This window comes from Bradyrhizobium sp. SUTN9-2 (assembly GCF_003122645.1).
Classification (GTDB): Bacteria; Pseudomonadota; Alphaproteobacteria; order Rhizobiales; family Xanthobacteraceae; genus Bradyrhizobium; species Bradyrhizobium yuanmingense.
This window is the reverse complement of the sequence record NZ_LAXE01000001.1, coordinates 6,586,875-6,602,560: the sequence shown is the minus strand read 5'-3', so window position 1 is coordinate 6,602,560 and position 15,686 is coordinate 6,586,875. Positions and strand designations below refer to the sequence as shown.

The window sequence follows — 15,686 nt, the reverse complement described above, 5'->3', positions numbered from 1 at the left end:
GTCTGCTGCGGCGGCGAATCCTGATTTCGGCAAGCAGCTGTTGTCGGATTGCTCATTGTCTCAAGGCGCAGGCTTCATGCCAACACCTGGGCCATGCGGTGATAGGCTTGCCTTCGCAAGGGCAGGCGGAGCGACCAAAGCCCATTTGGAGATCCAGTCGTGGTTCGCCTGCATGTCGAACGTTTCATTCGCAGCCGGATCGCTCGGCGGTCCCTGGCGCTCGGGATCATCGCTCTCAGCGGATGGGCCCTGTTGCCGTATGTGACCTACCGAATCGCGCCCTCCGCCTATGTCAATGCCGAGCTCATGCGGGTGACTGCGCCGATGGCGGGTCAGCTCTCGTCAGATCTTCCCCGCAAGGGCGAATATTTCGAGCACACCCGGATGGTGCCGCTGGTCGAGGCGCGTTCGCCGGATCGCCGGCACCTCATGGACCTTGATCAGCAGCTGGCCATGTCCACCAAACGCGCCGAGCTCGCACGCCGGCAACTCGAGGAAATCGCCGAGCTCGATCGCAAGCTCCGCGAGCGAAGCGAGGACTATCGTTCGGGGATGGTAGCGCGCCTGCGCCACGAGATAGGTGAAACGGAAGTTGAAAAAGGCGGCTGTCTCGCTGAGGCGCGGCAGCGGAACGATGTCGCGGGCCGGATGGAGAGGCTCGTGAAGCTCGGCATCAGTTCGCAGATCCGCTCCGGTGAGGCCCAGGCCTCGCAGGAGGCAACCGCAACGCGGTGCCAGATGGCCGATGAACGCCTGCGGCGCCTCAAGACGGAATTGGGGGCGGCCGACAAGGGCATTTATCTTCGTGGCGATGCCAACGACGTGCCCTATTCTCAGCAGCAGCGCGAGCGGCTTGTCCTCCGCCGCCAGGAGCTCGAGACAGACCTGTTGCAGAACAGCTCACGTGCCGCGCAGTTGGCCGCGGAAATTGCAGAGGAACGCACTCGACTTGATCGTCTCGATCACTACGATCTGTCCTTGCCCGCAGCCCATGTGGTCTGGTCGGTCGCGGCCAGCCCGGGCTCGATGGTCACGGAAGGGCAGTCGGTCTTCGATTTCGCAGATTGCAAACGCCGGTTTATCGTCGTTGAACTACCCGAGCGCGATTTCGAGAAGATCAAGGCCGGAGATGCGGCTACCGTCCGTCTGATTGGGAGTCGCGAATGGAAGAGCGGCCAGATCCGGCAGGTCCGCGGATCGGCCGCGTACGGCGATGATCGGCTGCTTGCGGCTCGGGTGCCGCGGCCTGATCCGGGCAACATTACCATTGAGATATCGCTTCCACCCAATGAGACGTCGGCCGACCGCAACGGCTCCTGCGATATCGGACGATTGGCTGAGGTGCGCTTCGAGCGCAGAGCCGACGGCCTGCTACGATTGGTCAGCTCGAAGTTGAAATGGCTGACCGCTCGCCTGGAACTCGACCAGTCGCTCCTGTGAGCGAGAAGTTCCATGCAAGCCATGACTCTGCCTCTCTCTCAGCTGTTCGCGCCGATGCTGGGCATCTTTGCTGCGATGTATCTGTTGGCGCCGACCTTTCCGGTCGCGCGCCCTTGGGCGCGTCTTGCGGTCTTTGTTGTGGTTTGGCTTGTGGTGGCCCACTATCTCGAATGGCGTATTTTCACCACAGTGCTGCCGGCAAGCGGGACCTGGTATCAGGTCGGCTGGATCTGGTTCTGTCTGTTCGTCGAGCTTGTGACTTTCACAGATCAGTTCATTCTCTATCTGACGTTCCTTCGCAGGACCGATCGCCGAAGCGAAGCAGATCAGCACGAGCGTCGGCTTCGCAGGCTGCCGGATGATGAGCTGCCCTCGGTCGACGTCTTTATTCCGACCTACGACGAGCCATTCGAGGTGCTGGAAAAGACGATCACCGGCGCGCTGTGCCTGGACTATCCGAACGTCCAGGTGTGGGTCTTGGATGATGGTCGCAGGCCTTGGCTCAGGGCACTCTGCATGCAAAAGGGCGCCGGCTATCTCACGCGCGCCGACAATTTGAATGCCAAGGCCGGCAATATCAATCATGCCCTGACCAAGACGAGCGGCGAGTTCTTCGCGATCTTTGATGCGGATTTCGTGCCGCAGCGCAATTTCCTGATGCGCACGATGGGCTTCTTCGCTGATCCAAAGGTCGGAATCGTTCAGATCCCGCACGCCTTCTACAATGAGGACCCGATGCAGGCGAATCTCGGCCTGCACAGGGGATTGCCGGACGAGCAACGGTTCTTCTTCGATTCCATCATGCCCGCGCGCGACGGCTGGGATGGTGCCTTTTGTTGTGGTTCCAACTCCGTCACGCGTCGCGCAGCACTCCGCGCGGTAGGCGATGCCTTGCCGACCCAGTCCATTACGGAAGACATCCTGCTGACGCTCGTCCTGCTGCGCAAGGGATACGTCACCCGCTATCTCTGCGAACCGCTGGCGATTGGACTGGCGCCGGAAAGCCTTGATGCCTTTTTCGTGCAGCGGCAACGCTGGGCGCGTGGCGCGATTCAGACGCTGTACCTCGCCGCCGGTCCGCTCGGCCCCGGATTGGGCTTGATGCATCGGCTCCTCTTCTTTCCGACGCATTGGCTCTCATTGGGCTTGCGGGCGCTCATGGTCGTGGTGGTTCCGATCGTGTTCATGTGGACCGGCTTGGCGCCTGTCGTCGATGTCACCCCCGAATCGGTGTTCTACTACTTGTTCCCCGCGATCCTGGCGCTCAACGGCGGCATCTCCTGGTTCGCGCCGCACGTGCATTTTCCGCTCGCCGCTCAGGTGTCGGCGACGATCCAGAGCTTCAAGATATTGCCGACGGTGCTGGGGACTCTCGTCAAGCCGGCGGGACATGCGTTCAGGGTGACGCCGAAGGGCGCTGCCGCGCGGCGCGCAAGTTACGCTGCGGAGATATTCTGGCCGTCGGCGGTCTTGATGGCGTTGACGGTTGTCGGTGTGGTTCTGAACACGATCCCGGAATGGCGCATCATCGATCATCCGGCCGCTCTACCGATGGTCGCCTTCTGGTCGGTCGTGAACATCGTCGTGCTTTTCTTCGTCTGCATGACCTCGCTGCAGGCGCGGATGGGACGTACCGAGGAGCGTTTCGACATCGACGAAACTATCTTGATCCAGACCGTGACCGGCGAGCAGCTTTCTGGACGCGTGAGCAACATCTCCCTCTCTGGCGCCGGCGTTCTGCTTGGCTCCGGTATTGACTGTCCTCGCGCCGGAGAACCGCTGCGCGTGCACATCATGCAGGTCGGATGGGTCGATGCGGTGATTGCGCAACAAAGGGGCCGGCTCATCGGGGTGCAGTTCAAATTGCCGCAGTCGCTTGAACGAGACCTGCTGATCCGCAAGCTCTTTACCGTCGCCCGTCTGAAGCGGAAAGGTGTCGTCGCGTGCTCGGTGAATAGGGCGATGCTTAAGAACATCTGGTTGATGGCCGCACCGTTGCCCCACATTGTTGCAGGCGGCGCGAAGCCCGCGTCGGTCTCGCCGACCGAGCGTCTGCCGGCAGAGAGCATGGTCATTCGGCCTCAACCGCGGACAGACGATTTTGCACTTCTTGCCGGAGCTCGAAGCCTGCATCCGACGAGTTTTACTGAACCTGGCTTTGGCCGAGTGGCCGGCACAGTAATCGAAGCCGTCGCGCCGAGTTGATTGCTGTGTTGTCTTTCTCGCCGGACCAGTCCATGCGCTATCGATCGACGGTCAAGCCGCTCATCGATGCCGTCAATCTCCTTCCGGTGTTCTCCCAAAAAATCACAAGCGGAACGAGCAACCATCCTTTAGCCCAAGGCGTTTACGGGGTTGAGGGTGCAGGGAGCATCTCTTGATCGATCACCGCAGCGATCTTCGGAAGGGGCGTCTGACGCTCTGGGCCTCCGCATTCGTGGCGGTCGCTTGCTTGGCGATTGTCGCGCTCAGCGGCTGGCGGGAGTGGTCCCAGCGACAGACGCTGCTGAAGGGCTCCGAAACAGACGTGGCCAATCTGGCCCGGTCGGTGACGCAACACGCGGACGATACGTTCGAACTCGCGGACACCGTTCTCAATGTGGTGGTCGGCCAACTCGAACTCGAGGGGACCAGCCCGGCGGCGATCGCGAAGATTCAGACCTTTCTTTCCCGGCGCAAAGCCGCGAACCGGATTCGAGCTGTGTTCGTCTATGACGAGACCGGCCGCTGGCTCGCAACCAGCGAGCCCGTGGATTTCGCCGGCCTCAACAACAGCGACCGCGAGTATTTCCAGCATCATCGCGCCGTGGCTGAGCGAGGAACCTTCATTGGGGGTCCAGTGAGGAGCAGATCGGGGGGGCAATGGATCATCACAGCGTCAAGGCGCTTCGACCATCCTGACGGCAGTTTTGCCGGAGTGGCTCTTACCACGATCGATGTCGACTATTTTTTGCAATTCTATCGCGGATTCGACGTTGGCCAGAACGGCTCAATTGCACTGGCGACCGCGAAGGGCGTTGTCCTCGCGCGTAGCCCGGACAACGGATATACGGGTCGCGATCTGTCGAATGCACCGCTTTTTAGGAATTTCCGCGAGCGGCCAAGTGCGGACGTCTACTACTTCACGTCGCCTCTCGACGGCGTTCGGCGTCTGAGCTTTTATCAACTCAGCAGTCGCTACCCTGTTGTCGTGGTTGCGACGGAATCGGAAGACGACGTCTTGGCCCCCTGGCGCAAAGCGGCGCTGACGCGCGTGGTTGCGGTGCTGGGACTGATAGGAGGGCTCGCTGTTGCGGGGGTTTGGCTGGTGCGCCAGTTGCACATGCGGCAGAAGATGGCCGCTGCTCTGATCGCCAAGGAGGCGGATTTTCGTCTCCTCGCGGAGCAGTCGGGAGACATGGTCATGCGTATAGCGGTCGATGGACGGATTCTCTATACGTCGCCGTCCAGCGCGCGAGTCCTCGGCTGGGCTCCGAACGAATTGGTGGATACGTCGGCCCTCGCCGGCATAAATCCGGCGGATCTGGCGCGGGTTGAGGAGACGATCTCCGCGTTGATGAACGGCGAAGCCGAGGAGGCGAGAATCACTTATCGCACTCGGCATCGCGAGAAAGGCGAGGTCTGGATCGAAACCGCGCTGCGCGTCGCCAGGAGTGCGCAGAGTGGAGACATCAACGGCGTGGTGGCGATCTCGCGCGACATGACCGAACGTAAGGACCTGGAGGATAAGCTGGCGGCTCTCGCCAGTTCGGATGGCCTGACGGACTTGGCAAACCGCAGACACTTCGACGAGCGGCTAGAGGCGGAATGGGACCGAGCCAGGCGCGAAGGAAGGCCTCTGTCACTGTTGCTGATGGATGTCGATCATTTCAAGAGTTTCAATGATCAGTACGGGCATCAGGCGGGCGATGCATGTCTCCGCTCGGTCGCCGGGGTCCTGGCAGAACAGGCCCGGCGGCCAGCAGACTTGGCCGCTCGGTATGGTGGTGAGGAATTCGCCTTGCTGCTACCAAATACGGACACGGGAGGGTGCGAGCAGGTCGGCGAGCGAATCCGGCAAGCGATTCAAGACCTCGGCATCCTGCACGCGCTCAACCCGCCATCCAAGCAGGTCACCCTCAGTATTGGTGGCGCCACACATATGTCGTTCGGCGATAATGCTGATTTCACGTCGTTGATAGCGGCCGCGGATAAGGCGCTCTACGCCGCCAAGGAGAGCGGGCGCAACCGCCTTGTGATGTCAGGGCAAATCATCGCGTGGCCCAGCGCGATACGAGCTTGAAGAGTAGCTCTCGTGCGCCGCGGCGTGCGCCTCACGAATTCACGTGCACGAAATCCCGCAGCAGCGGATAGATCTCGTTGTTCCAGCGCTTGCCGGAGAACACGCCGTAATGGCCGACGCCGGCCTGCATGTGGTGGACGCGGCGATAGGCGCGTACGCCGGTGCAGAGATCCTGGGCGGCGAGCGTCTGGCCGATCGAGCAGATGTCGTCCTTCTCGCCCTCGACCGTCATCAGCCCCATGCGGCTGACCGCCCTGGTGTTCACCGGACGGCCGCGATGCATCAGCTTGCCTTGCGGCAGGAGATGCTCCTGGAACACGTCGCGCACGGTCTCGATGTAGAATTCGGCCGGCAGATCCATCACGGCGAAATATTCGTCGTAGAAGGTCTTGATGGTCGCGGCCTTCTCCTTCTCGCCCTTGGCGATGTGGTTGGCGAGGTCGAGATGCTGCTTGATGTGGCGCTCGAGATTCATCGAGACGAAGGCGGTGAGCTGCACGAAGCCGGGATAGACCTTGCGCAGAGCGCCGCGGCACTGCACCGGCACGTAGTTGATCAGATTGCGCTCGAACCATTCGATCGGCTTGCTCTTGGCGAATTCGTTGACCCTGGTCGGCTGGATCCGTGTGTCGATCGGGCCGGCCATCAGCGTCAGCGTCGCCGGGCGCGAGGGATGGTTGTCCTCGCACATGATCGCGGCGGCCGCGAGCGCGGAGACGGACGGTTGGCAGATCGCCACCATGTGCGGGCGCGGCCCGAGCTGCCCGAGGAAGTCGATCAGGTGCTCGGTGTAGTCGTCGAGCCCGAAGCGGCCCTCGCTGCGCGGGATGTCGCGCGGATTGTGCCAGTCGGTGATGTAGACGTCGTGGTCCTGCAGCAGCGTCTTCACGGTGCCGCGCAGGAGCGTGGCAAAGTGTCCGGACATCGGCGCAACCAGCAGCATGCGCGGCTGCTCGGCCACGCCGTGTTTCCTGAAGTGCAGCAGCGAGCCGAACGGCGTCGCGTAGGCGATCTCCTCGCTGACCGCGACGTCGCGGTTGCCCACCATGACGCTGTCGATGCCGTAGGCGGGACGGTCATAGGTGAGGGTGGAGCGCGAGATCAGCTCCAGCGCGGCCGAAAGCCGGCCGACCACTTGGTCCGATGAGCCCTGAGGCACCAGATTGAGGAATTTGAGTGCGGACGAAGCCCCCGCGCGCCATGGCGCCGTCAGGTCCATGTGGTTCTGAAAAGCCTGATAATACATCGACATCATACTGAAGCGCCCACTTGCCTCCTGTCGTGATGCAATATCGAAGCCAGACGGGAGCCGGACCGCCCGGAAAATTGGCACGTCGCTTGCTGCGCCCCGGTCGGGTAGGCACAGATCACGGGCACGCACGCGCGGCGGTGCGTTGCCCAGGCGTGAGGGAAGGGCTCTATGGCGAAGGCGACACTGACCATCAGCAGCAAGAACTACTCGTCCTGGTCGCTGCGTGGCTGGCTGCTGACGAAATTCTCCGGGCTCGATTTCGAGGAGATCGTCACCGCGCCGGACGATCCGTCGGCGCGTGCGGAGATCCTGCTGCTGTCGTCCTCGATCCTGGTGCCGTGCCTGCGGCACGAGAGCGCCGTGGTCTGGGACACGCTGGCGATTGCCGAATATCTCAACGAGGTCATGCCGGACGCCGACCTGTTGCCGGCCGACCGCATCCAGCGCGCCCATTGCCGCTCGATCTCGGGCGAAATCCATTCCGGCTTCACCACGCTGCGCGCCTCGCTGCCGGTCAACCTGAAGGGGCACTTTCCCGGCTTCAAGATCTGGTCGCGGGCGCAGGCCGATATCGACCGGGTCTGGTTCATCTGGCGCGACTGCCTGGAGAAATCGGGCGGTCCCTTCCTGTTTGGCGAGAAGCGCACCATGGCGGATGCGATGTACGCTCCCGTCGTAACGCGCTTCGTGACCTATGACGTCAAGCTCGCACCGCCGCTCAAGGCCTATGCCGACACCATCATGGCCATGCCCGAGATGCAGGAATGGGTCGCGGCGGCGAAGGAGGAGCCGGCCGAGATCGAGGAGCTCGAGGTCGAATATTAGGCAGGCGTTGCACGGCTGTGCCTGTTTCGAGGGCGGCGGCCCTCCGCTGCGGACCGCGGCGCTATGCCCTTGCAACAATTAACCTTTGGACCCGGCGACAGGCGCCTGCGATCCGGCCGGCTGCGCAGATATTGTGCGCGCCTGCCGAACCGCAGCGAGATCTAGCCGTGAACAGGTGCGTACAAGGCGCTTCGGCTGATTCGGACGTGATTCGTTCGGGCCGCGTTCCGAAGGTTAAAGCGCAGCGCGGCCCCGTCGCATTTTGAAACAGACACCGCCTTCAGGCGGCCCCGCGCTGCTTCAGGCGCGGCAGGCGCCAGCCGATCACGGTTGCTTCCACCGCAATCCCGGCCTCGTGGTTTTGCCAGCGTCCTTCGACATAGCGGCAGGCGAACGGCAGTTGATACGTCCCGCTGTGATCCTCGCACAGCACTTCAAGTGGCAGGCCCGGCGGTGGTTCTCCGGCGCCGTCGAATTCCGCCAAACGTCTATCGCGCGTTGCCATTCCAAAAATCTCCCCTAAACAAAGCCGCGGAGAGCGCCCACTTCTCCCGCATGCGGTTCACTGCTCCCCGTCCCAAGGGAACGGGCCCAAGCTCAACGCGAGAATGCGGTGCGAGTGTGGTAGCCTCACGCTGCAGCGCGCAAACAGCGCACATTGATGTGATCGACTGGCCGAGGAACTTTCATGCTGCTTCGAAACGCCGGAATTTGTTTCGCAATGTTGCTGCTCGCCACGCTGGCGCCTCTGCCGGTGCTCGCGCAGGACGTGCCCGGCATCGAGATCTGCACGGTCGAGAAAACCATGGAGCGCCGCACCAGCTGCCTCCAGAGCAATGTCGACTTCCTGCAGAAGACGATCACCAAGCTCAGCCTCGACCATCAGCAAAAGCTGGATGTTGCCACTCGCCAGATCGATGCGCTGAAGACAGCCATCGCCGGCCTGCAGAAGACGCTTCTCGATCTCCAGGCCGCGCAGGCGAAGACCACTGAGGATCTGAAGAAGAAGCAGGACGCGCCGCCGGCGAAGGATGCTGCGAAATAGGCGCGTCGATCACGCGACGCGATATCGCTCCATCACGCCACGATCGGGCTCGTAGCCGAGCCCGGGACCCGCCGGCACCGCAACATGGCCGCTTGCATCGACATCGGCGCGGCCGCCCCAGAGGCAGGCTTCGCGCTTTAAATAGAACATCTCGACCAGCCCGTCGTCGCGCGTCGCGAGCAGATGCAGCGTCGCCAGCAGGCCCGGGCCAAAGTAAGGCGAGTGCGGCACGATCCTGATGCCGAGCCGATCGGCCAAGCCTGCGACCTTCAGGAATTCCGTGATGCCGCCGACCTTGATGACTGACGGCTGGGCGTGGCTGACCGCGCCCGCTTCCATCATCTGGCGGAATTGATATTCGGTGCAGGCATTCTCGCCGGCGGCAATTCCGAGCCCGCTCTTGCTGCGCACCTCGGCAAGCGTGGCGAAGTCTTCCGGCGGCCAGACCGGCTCTTCCAGGAACATCGGCTGCGCGTCGCGGCATGTCGCCGCGAACGCGATCGCCTGGTCCCCGGTCAGCGGGCAGTTCATGTCGACCATCAGTGGAATCCTCGGACCGATCGCTTCGCGCGCGGCAAGCACCGCAGGCGTCGTGGTCTCGTGCAGCTTGATCGCGCCATAGCCGAGCGCGAGCGCCTTCCTGCATTCGGCGGCGATGTTGTCGGGCGAGCCGATCCGGAGCAGGCTCGCGTAAGCCGGGATCGCCGTGCGCCTGATCTCGCCCAGCAGGCGGTGCAGCGGCACGCCCGCGACCTTCGCGGCGAGGTCCCACAATGCGATATCGAGCCCGGAGATCGCGAACATGGTGATGCCGTAGCGGCCGAACAGATGCAAATTGCGCTGGATCTGCTCCATGACGGCGGGGATGCCGGCCGCATCGGGCACCTCCAGCCCGCGGGCCTGCGGTGCGATCATCTCCTCGACGGCGCTGCGCGTCGTGCGCGGGCAGACATAGGCGAAAGCATCGCCCCAGCCGGTCAGCCCGGCATCGGTCGTGACCTCGACGAGGACCATGTCGAGTGCGGTGATGGCGGACGCGCCCTGGCGGAAGCTCGCGACACCGGCATCATAGGGGATGCGGATATGGTGCGCCCGCACATCGGTGATTTCCATGACCCGGTTCCTCTTTCTCGTGAGCGGTTTCGGCGAGTGTAGCCACGAACACCGGGGCGTTGCCAGCTTCCATTGACCGGCTATCCTCATGCAAACGACAGCAATGCCGATCAAGCAAAGTGATGCCGATCGGCGCATCATCACCGCGCTTCGAACGAGAGCCTGAACCGCCATGAATCCAGCCCAGCGCGCGCTCTGGTATATCGAGAGCCATCTGGCCGAGCCGATGACGCTCGACGAGATCGCTGCGATCTCGGGCGTGTCGCGGTTCCACATTGTGCGTGCGTTTGCCGCAGCCGTCGGTCTGCCGGTGATGCGCTACGTGCGCGCGCGGCGGCTGACGGAGGCGGCGCGCAGTCTGGCAAAGGGCGCACCTGACATCCTGTCGCTGGCACTGGAGGCGGATTACGGCTCGCACGAAGCTTTCACCCGCGCGTTCCGCGACCAATTCGGCACCACGCCCGAAGCGGTGAGGGCGGCAGCGTGCGTCAACCAGCTCAGGCTACAGGAGCCGATCCTCATGGATTCCACCATGCTCGACCATCTTGCCCCACCGCGTTTCGAGACCGCAAAGGCCTTCCTCGTCGCCGGTTGCGCCGAGCGCATCTCCTGCGACAACGGTGCCATGATCCCTGGTCTGTGGCAGCGCTTCAATCAGGAGGTCGCCGACATCTCCGCGCGGGTCGGTCACGTCGCCTACGGCGTCTGCTGCAACGGCGATGATGCCGGCAATTTCGATTACATTGCCGGCGTCGAGGTCGCCGATTTCTCCGACCTGCCGCGCCGCTTCGGTCGCATCCGCATTCCGGAGCAGCGCTATGCGGTGTTCACGCACAAGGATCACGTCGCCTCGATCCGGCGCACCGTCAACACGATCTGGAATCCATGGCTGCCGGCGTCTGGCCTGAAAGCCGCGGACGCGCCCAACTTCGAGCGTTATGACGAAAAATTCGATCCCGCGACCGGCAACGGCGGCTTCGAAATCTGGATACCGGTCAGAGAATAACACGCAACGCTGGCATACCGTCCCGCTTGCTTGGCAAGCTCCGGCGACTTTGCCATAACCGCAGGCAAATCTTGCCTGCGGGGGCCCGTGCCGGACATCCCGCGCAAGCCATAACAAGCAGCCGGGAGGGTCTCCAATGTCCAACGTCCGCGTTCTCGCCACCGACCTCGAATTTCCCGAAGGGCCGGTCGTGATGCCGGACGGCTCGGTCGTGCTGGTGGAGATCCGCGGCCAGCGCCTGACGCGTGTCTATCCCGACGGCCGCAAGGAGATCGTGGCGAAGATTCCCGGCGGCCCGAATGGCGCCGCGCTCGGGCCCGACGGCAAGATCTACATCTGCAACAATGGCGGCTTCTCCTGGATTCCGGCCGGCAAGATGATCATGCCGGGTCCGCAGCCGGACGATTATCTCGGCGGCGCGATCCAGCGCGTCGATCTGCAATCCGGCAAGGTCGAGACCGTCGTGACCAAATGTGGCGCGCACGATCTGCGCGGGCCGAACGACCTCGTCTTCGACAAGCACGGCGGCCTCTGGTTCTCCGACCTCGGCAAGCGGCGCGCGCGCGAGATGGATGTCGGCGGCATGTATTACCTCAAGCCCGGCATGAGCGAGATCGTCGAAATCGTGCATGGCGTATTGCCGGCGAACGGCATCGGCCTGTCGCCGGACGAGAATACGGTCTACATCGCGGAGACGCCGACCGGGCGGCTTTGGGCCTATGAGCTCTCGGCGCCGGGCACGCTCAAGCCGCGCGATCCGATCTATCGCGGCGAGCGCGGCCAGCCGATCTGCGGCCTTGGCGGCTACCAGATGTTCGACTCGCTCGCGGTGGAAGCGAACGGCAATGTCTGTGTCGCCACGCTCGTCTCCGGCTGCATCTCGGTGATCGCGCCCGACGGCACCCTGGTGGAACAGGTTCCGACCGGCGACCGCGTCACCACCAACATCGCCTTCGGCGGCCCCGAGCTGAAGACCGCCTACATCACGCTGTCGGGCAAGGGCGAGCTGATCGCCATGGACTGGCCGCGCGCCGGATTGCCGTTGAATTTTCTGAACAAGTGACAATCGCGTAAAACGCGATTGTCATCCCGGGGCTATGCGGAGCATAGAACCCGGGATCTCGAGATTCCGGGTTCGGCTCTTCAAGCCGCCCCGGAATGACAATCATAAGGAACGACAGAATGCCCTGGCCCGATCCCGTCACCCTGCGCGGACAGCATGCCCGTCTCGAGCCGCTGTCGCATGACCATCGCGAAGGGCTGGTCGAGGCGGTCAAGGACGGCGAGCTGTCGAAGCTGTGGTACACCGCAATCCCGCTGCCGGAGAACATGGGCAAGGAGATCGACCGCCGCTTAGGCCTGCAGGCCGCGGGCTCGATGCTGCCCTTCACCGTGTTCGATGCCGGCGGCAAGATCGTCGGCATGACCACCTACATGAACATCGATGCCACCAACCGCCGCGTCGAGATCGGCTCGACCTGGTATGGCAAGAGCGCGCAGCGCGGCCCGCTCAACACGCAGTGCAAGCTGCTGCTGCTGCGCCATGCCTTCGAGACGCTGAACTGCATCGCGGTCGAGTTCCGCACGCATTTCTTCAACCACCAGAGCCGCCGCGCCATTGAGCGCCTGGGCGCCAAGCAGGACGGTATCCTGCGCAGCCATCAGATCGCGCCGAACGGCACGCTGCGCGATACTGTCGTTTACAGCATCACCGCCGCCGAATGGCCGACGGTGCAGGCGCATCTCGAATTTCAACTCAACGACAAGCCGCGCTAGGGGCGGCCGAGGGACCATGGATAGATTTGATTATGTGATCGTGGGCGCGGGCTCCGCCGGTTGCGTGCTCACCAGCCGGCTCAGCGAGGATCCCAACACCTCCGTTTGCGTGCTCGAGGCGGGCCCGTCCGACTGGCATCCCTACATTCATCTGCCGGCCGGCTTCATCAAGACCTTCCACATGAAGAGCATCAACTGGGCCTATCAGCAGGAGCCCGGTCCGTGGACCGGCGGGCGCAGCATCTATGCGCCGCGCGGCAAGACGCTGGGCGGCTCGTCCTCGATCAACGGCCACATCTACAATCGCGGCCAGCGCATGGATTTCGACACCTGGGCGCAGATGGGCAATCGCGGCTGGGGCTATGCCGACGTGCTGCCCTATTTCCGCCGACTGGAGAAGCGGATCGGCGAGGGCGAGGAGACCTATCGCGGCCGCGACGGCAACCTCATCGTCACCACCATGAACTGGCGCGATCCGCTCTGCGAGGCCTTCATGGAAGGCGCGGTCTCGCTCGGCATTCCCCGCAATCCCGATTACAACGGCAAGACCCAGGAAGGCGTCTCCTACTGCCAGCGCACCATCAACAACGGCCTGCGCGTCTCCGGCGCCACCGCATTCCTCAAGCCGGCGATGAAGCGGCCCAACGTGCATGTGCACACCCATGCGCACGCGACCGAGATCATCTTCGAGGGCAAGCGCGCCGTCGGCGTGCGCTACATGAAGGGCGGCCGCGGCGGCCAGCCGGTCGAAGTGCGCGCCAACAAGGAGGTGATCCTGTCCGGCGGCAGCTATAATTCGCCGCAGCTGCTGCAGCTCTCCGGCATCGGCTCGCCGGACCTATTGCAGCAGCACGGCATTGCCGTGCGTCACGCGCTACCGGTCGGCGAAGGCCTGCAGGACCATTACGCCCCGCGCACGGTGGCGCGCGTCAAGGACATCAAGACCATCAACGAGCTCCGCCGCGGCTGGCGTCTCTGGGTCGAGGCGGCGAAATGGGCCACCGCGCGCCGCGGCCTGCTGTCGCTCTCGCCGACCATGGTCTATTGCTTCTGGCATTCCGGCGAGAGCGCGGAGAGCTCCGACCTGCAGCTCACCTTCACGCCGGCAAGCTACAAGGAGGGCGTGCAGGGCCAGCTCGAGGACGAGCCTGGCATGACGGTGGCGTCCTGGCAGCAGCGGCCGGAGAGCCGCGGCTATGTCCGCATCCGCTCATCGGATCCGTTCGCGCCGCCTGTTATCCAGACCAATTATCTCGATGCCGAGCTTGACCGCCGCGTCATCGTCGGCGGCATGAAGCTCGCGCGGCGCTTGCTGAAGTCCGCGCCGCTGTCGCCCTATTACGCCTACGAGGATTTCCCCGGCCCCAACGTCAACACCGACGACGAGTTTTTGCACGCCGCCACCGAGCGCGGCACCACCACCTTCCACCCCGGCTGCACCTGCCGCATGGGACCGGCGGACTCGACGTGGGCGGTGGTCGACGACCAGCTCCGCGTCCACGGGCTCGAAGGCCTCCGCGTCATTGACGCCTCCGTGATGCCGCGCATGATCTCGGCGAATTTGAATGCGTCGACGATGATGATCGCCGACCGCGCCTCCGACCTCATCCGCGGTAAGCAGCCGCTGGAAGCCGCAAGGATTCCGGACGCAGCGGTGGCGTGATATCTTCGTAGGGTGGGTTAGCCAGCGGCGGCGCGAAGCGCGGCCGTAGGCGTAATCCACCGCTTCTTTCGATGTGAAAACGAGCCGTGGCGGATTACGCCTTCGGCCAATCCGCCCTATGCGCTTCACCGATAGGCAAAACGCCAAATGCCCCAATCCGGCGCTGAGCGGCAATCCGTTGGCCAGATTGCCTTCTGCGGCGTCGTCTTTCTCTGCAACGCTATTCCGCTCGGTCTGCTGCTCCGCGTGGGCTGGCGCGATTGGACCCTCTTTGCCGGCCTCTGGGCGATAATGTACTTCATGGGCGGAGTAGGATGGTTTCCACGGCGCACACCAGTTCAAAAGGCCTTCTCATATGGTCTGCTCGTAGGCACGGTGCTGCCGGCGCTGGAGTGGGCGGCGACGCTTCACGGCCCGTAGCCCGTCGGGCAAAACACCCCGTCACCCCGTCAACCCCTCTCCATAAAAATATTCCGCTTTACCGAAATTCGGAATTGCGGCATAGATCGAAACAGCCCGGCTCACGAAAGAGGGGCGGTTCGCGAGTCGTTCGAAACGCGGGCCGGGTTGCGGTGGACGCGGCAGCGTCGGCACGATGGGTGCGGGCAGGGCGGGTAGTCCCTGTGAGCCCGAGGCCGCGTGCAGACGAACGGCGCTGAAGTCCGGCGAAGCCTCTTGGCGAAGCCGGATGAGCTGCGTACGGCAAAACCGTGTGGTCCTGGCCGTCGTTGCTACGGTCAAGCCTCTTGCGGAGATGCGCGCGAGCCCAACCGGGCGGACGGCATCGTCAATTCGCGGGGCGAGGGAGGCCAGAAGGAATTCGGCTCCCGGGAGAGCACGGCATAAGCCGTCCGACCATCGCGCAGGGAAGGCCGAGTGATCGGCGACACCTGTATGCTGCTGTGCGGTTTCTCTGCGTGTGCTTTTCGCGCAGCGGACCGCGGGTGCCCGTCGGCACCCGGTCTTCCCTGCGCCCTCTTTCTTTTGGGGCGACGGAATGAAGCAAAGCTCGGGCGAGATGAGCCGCGAGGCTGCGAAGCTGTGTCTGCAAATTGAATTGCCAGCGGAGAACGACGCCGTTGCTCCTTGCTCCGTCATTGCGAGCGCAGCGAAGCAATCCAGACTGTTTCCGCGGAGGGATTCTGGTTGCTTCGCTGCGCTCGCAATGACGGGATCGGGAGGCTGCTCGCGACACACTCGATATCGTAGGGTGGGCAAAGCGAAGCGTGCCCACGATCTGCATCCATCACGGAGGAATGGTGGGCACGGCGCTATGCGCCTTTG

12 protein-coding genes are annotated in these 15,686 nt (G+C 63.4%); 9 read left to right on the top strand and 3 right to left on the bottom strand.

Annotated elements, in window-relative coordinates; genetic code table 11:
- The first annotated feature begins 159 nt into the window (after positions 1 to 159).
- The 3 genes from XF30_RS30635 to XF30_RS30625 all read left to right on the top strand — a co-directional run bounded on the left by XF30_RS30635 (position 160) and on the right by XF30_RS30625 (position 5,722).
- Positions 160 to 1,440 carry an HlyD family secretion protein gene (locus XF30_RS30635; RefSeq protein ID WP_225112145.1) on the top strand — a complete coding sequence of 427 codons (1,281 nt, stop codon included), beginning with the start codon at positions 160 to 162 and terminating at the stop codon, positions 1,438 to 1,440.
- 12 nt (positions 1,441 to 1,452) lie between these two features.
- A complete protein-coding gene (locus XF30_RS30630; protein WP_109144729.1) occupies positions 1,453 to 3,645 on the top strand; it encodes a glycosyltransferase in 2,193 nt (730 codons plus the stop codon).
- Between the two features lie 172 nt (positions 3,646 to 3,817).
- The gene (locus tag XF30_RS30625) at positions 3,818 to 5,722 is read left to right on the top strand and encodes a diguanylate cyclase domain-containing protein (RefSeq protein ID WP_192893294.1); all 1,905 of its coding nucleotides are present in this window, start codon (positions 3,818 to 3,820) and stop codon (positions 5,720 to 5,722) included.
- 31 nt (positions 5,723 to 5,753) lie between these two features.
- On the opposite strand, the gene XF30_RS30620 is transcribed toward XF30_RS30625, so the two are convergent.
- A complete protein-coding gene (locus XF30_RS30620) occupies positions 5,754 to 6,977 on the bottom strand; it encodes a polyhydroxyalkanoate depolymerase (RefSeq protein ID WP_081492994.1) in 1,224 nt (407 codons plus the stop codon).
- A 165-nt stretch (positions 6,978 to 7,142) separates the two neighbouring features.
- Here XF30_RS30620 and XF30_RS30615 point away from each other — a divergent pair, with 165 nt between their 5' ends.
- Entirely contained in the window at positions 7,143 to 7,799 is a 657-nt protein-coding gene (locus XF30_RS30615) for a glutathione S-transferase family protein (protein ID WP_109144728.1), read from the top strand.
- Positions 7,800 to 8,079: 280 nt separating this feature from the next.
- Here XF30_RS30615 and XF30_RS30610 read toward each other — a convergent pair whose 3' ends face one another.
- Positions 8,080 to 8,304: a hypothetical protein gene (locus tag XF30_RS30610; RefSeq protein WP_036028537.1), complete on the bottom strand. Its 225-nt coding sequence runs from the start codon at positions 8,302 to 8,304 to the stop codon at positions 8,080 to 8,082.
- A gap of 183 nt (positions 8,305 to 8,487) precedes the next feature.
- Between XF30_RS30610 and XF30_RS30605 the strand changes: the two genes are divergently transcribed.
- Positions 8,488 to 8,844: a hypothetical protein gene (locus XF30_RS30605; RefSeq protein ID WP_109144727.1), complete on the top strand. Its 357-nt coding sequence runs from the start codon at positions 8,488 to 8,490 to the stop codon at positions 8,842 to 8,844.
- Between the two features lie 9 nt (positions 8,845 to 8,853).
- Here XF30_RS30605 and XF30_RS30600 read toward each other — a convergent pair whose 3' ends face one another.
- Positions 8,854 to 9,957: a mandelate racemase/muconate lactonizing enzyme family protein gene (locus tag XF30_RS30600; RefSeq protein ID WP_036028533.1), complete on the bottom strand. Its 1,104-nt coding sequence runs from the start codon at positions 9,955 to 9,957 to the stop codon at positions 8,854 to 8,856.
- A gap of 172 nt (positions 9,958 to 10,129) precedes the next feature.
- Between XF30_RS30600 and XF30_RS30595 the strand changes: the two genes are divergently transcribed.
- The 4 genes from XF30_RS30595 to XF30_RS30575 all read left to right on the top strand — a co-directional run bounded on the left by XF30_RS30595 (position 10,130) and on the right by XF30_RS30575 (position 14,402).
- Positions 10,130 to 10,963, top strand: a complete 834-nt coding sequence (locus XF30_RS30595; protein WP_109144726.1) for an AraC family transcriptional regulator — start codon at positions 10,130 to 10,132, stop codon at positions 10,961 to 10,963.
- 136 nt (positions 10,964 to 11,099) lie between these two features.
- Positions 11,100 to 12,026, top strand: coding sequence for an SMP-30/gluconolactonase/LRE family protein (locus XF30_RS30590; RefSeq protein WP_109144725.1), 927 nt, complete (start codon positions 11,100 to 11,102; stop codon positions 12,024 to 12,026).
- Positions 12,027 to 12,145: 119 nt separating this feature from the next.
- Positions 12,146 to 12,739, top strand: coding sequence for a GNAT family N-acetyltransferase (locus XF30_RS30580; protein WP_109144724.1), 594 nt, complete (start codon positions 12,146 to 12,148; stop codon positions 12,737 to 12,739).
- 16 nt (positions 12,740 to 12,755) lie between these two features.
- Positions 12,756 to 14,402, top strand: coding sequence for a GMC family oxidoreductase (locus tag XF30_RS30575; RefSeq protein WP_109144723.1), 1,647 nt, complete (start codon positions 12,756 to 12,758; stop codon positions 14,400 to 14,402).
- The last annotated feature ends 1,284 nt before the right edge of the window (positions 14,403 to 15,686 follow it).